Annotated in this window: 1 protein-coding gene; it reads right to left on the bottom strand. The window is 66.4% G+C overall.

All coding sequences use genetic code 11. The annotated features are described in order from the left end of the window. On the bottom strand, positions 1–1,506 hold a 1,506-nt coding region (gene alaS / locus EN964_RS34265; protein ID WP_127277420.1), incomplete at both ends, for an alanine--tRNA ligase.

Here is a 1,506-nt window from a genome sequence, read left to right as displayed (position 1 = left end):
GCCGATACCGGCGACCGTCTCATTGGCGGCTGGAGCATCGGCTGACGATCCCCCGCCCAGCGCCAGCTTCTTGCGCGCCTCGGTCAGTTCCTTCTCGAGCTTTTTGCGCTCTTCGAGCAGCGTCTCGACGCGCGCCGGCACGTCGGCCGGTGAAATCTTCAGCACCGCTGCCGCCGCCTTCAGCCGCCTATCCTGCTCGTCGAGATGTTTGCGCGCGGCTTCGCCGGTCAGCGCCTCGATGCGGCGCACGCCGGCGGCGACCGCGCTGTCCGACACGACACGCACCAGGCCGATATCGCCAGTCGCCCGGACATGCGTTCCGCCGCAAAGCTCGACCGAATAGGGCCGGTTGGCCTTGGCGCCGTGAACGCCGGTGCCCATCGACACGACGCGCACTTCGTCGCCGTATTTCTCGCCGAACAGCGCCATGGCGCCTTCGGCAATGGCATCGTCGACCGACATCAGGCGCGTGGACACCGGGCCGTTCTGGACGACGATCTCGTTGGCCATGCGCTCGACCTCTTCGAGATCCTCCGGTGAAATGGGCTTGTTGTGCGAGATGTCGAAGCGCAGGCGCTCGGGCGCGACCAGCGAGCCCTTCTGCGCGACATGGCTGCCCAGCACCTCGCGCAGCGCCTCATGGATCAGATGCGTCGCGGAATGGTTGGCGCGCAACCTGGAGCGGCGCGCATGGTCGACTTTGAGCTCGACGGCAACACCGGTCTTGACCGTGCCGCTGGCCACCTCGCCGATGTGGACGAATAGCCCATCGGCCTTCTTCTGCGTGTCGGAAACCTCGATCGAGAAGCCCTCGCCTGAAATAACGCCGGTGTCGCCCATCTGGCCGCCGGACTCGGCATAGAACGGGGTCTGGTTGACGACGATCGCCACCGCGTCGCCCTTGCCGGCGCTGTCCACGGTCTTGCCGTCCCTGACCAGGGCCTGGATGATGCCTTCGGCAGCTTCAGTCTCATAGCCGAGGAACTCGGTGGCGCCCGCCTTCTCGCGCACGGAGAACCAGATGGTCTCGGTCGCCGCGTCGCCGGAGCCTGCCCAATGCTTTCGCGCCTCGGCCTTCTGCTGCTCCATCGCATTGGTGAAGCCGGCAAGATCGACCGAGATGCTGCGCTGGCGCAGCGCGTCCTGCGTCAGATCAAGTGGGAAGCCGTAAGTGTCGTAGAGCTTGAAGGCCGTTTCGCCGTCCAGCATGTCGCCGGCATGCAGCGTCTCCGTCGCCTCGGAGAGCAGGCCGAGGCCGCGCACCAGCGTCTTGCGAAACCTGGTCTCCTCGAGCTTCAGCGTCTCGGTGATCAACTGTTCGCCGCGCAGCAGCTCCGGATAGGCCTGGCCCATTTCGCGCACCAGCGCCGGCACCAGCTTCCACATCAGCGGTTCGTTGGCACCCAGCAGCTGCGCATGGCGCATGGCGCGGCGCATGATGCGGCGCAGGACATAGCCCCGGCCTTCGTTCGAAGGCAGCACGCCGTCCGCCACCAGGAAGGAGGA

Source organism: Mesorhizobium sp. M7A.F.Ca.CA.001.10.2.1 (assembly GCF_003998575.1).
Lineage (GTDB): Bacteria > Pseudomonadota > Alphaproteobacteria > Rhizobiales > Rhizobiaceae > Mesorhizobium.
Note: the sequence above shows the minus strand (reverse complement) of the source record. Positions and strands in the feature narration are given on the sequence as shown.